Consider the following 772-nt stretch of genomic DNA (forward strand, 5'->3'; position numbering starts at 1 on the left):
ATCACGCGCCTGTCCGGCTGATAGGTCAGGTCCAAAGGTTTTGCGATCACGCCGTCGAGGCCCGCGCCCTCGAACTCGTCGAACCACCGGTGTGCCGTCGCGAGGTCGGTCGTCACCGGGGTGACCTGGAATTTCGTGCCCGCGCCCGAAAGCGCGTCGACGAGTGCGTTGCGGCGTTCCTCGAAAGGCCTTTGGGTGTAATCGATGTCGTCTCGCGCGAGCAGATCGAACGCGATGAAGGCCGCGGGTGTCTTCTCGGCCAGCATCCGGACCCGCGAGTCGGCGGGGTGGATGCGTTGTTGCAGGGCCTCGAAGTCGAGGCCATGGCCGGCGGCGACGACGATCTCGCCGTCGATGACGCAGCGTCCGGGTAGCTCCGTCCTCGCGGCCTCGACCAGTTCGGGGAAGTAGCGGGTCAGCGGGCGTTCGTTGCGGCTGCCGAACTCGACCTCATCGCCGTCGCGGAAGCAGATCGACCGGAAGCCGTCCCACTTCGGTTCGTAGGACGCGTCCGCGGGAATCGACGCCACCGATTTGGCCAGCATCGGTTCGAGCGGCGGCGTTACGGGAAGGTCCACCCCGCCCATTATTGCGTCCACGCCACTTCTGACCGTCGACACCGGGAAATGTCATCGCCGGTTCAGCGCGGACGGCACTGCGACAATGGCCGAATGCGCCTGCCCGTGATGCCGCCGGTGAAGCCGATGCTGGCCAAATCGGTGGCGTCGATTCCCGCGGACGCGTCCTACGAACCGAAGTGGGACGGCTTCCG

Annotated in this window: 2 protein-coding genes; one reads left to right on the forward strand and one right to left on the reverse strand. The window is 66.3% G+C overall.

What is annotated here, in order from left to right; all coding sequences use genetic code 11:
- The coding region (locus tag A5698_RS07730; RefSeq protein ID WP_156670649.1) for an ATP-dependent DNA ligase at nucleotides 1–578 on the reverse strand (578 nt) is incomplete at its 3' end.
- 93 nt (nucleotides 579–671) lie between these two features.
- Between A5698_RS07730 and A5698_RS29350 the strand changes: the two genes are divergently transcribed.
- The coding region (locus A5698_RS29350) for a hypothetical protein (protein WP_231967337.1) at nucleotides 672–772 on the forward strand (101 nt) is incomplete at its 3' end.

The organism is Mycobacterium sp. E136 (assembly GCF_001666865.1).
In the GTDB taxonomy this organism is placed as follows: Bacteria; Actinomycetota; Actinomycetes; order Mycobacteriales; family Mycobacteriaceae; genus Mycobacterium.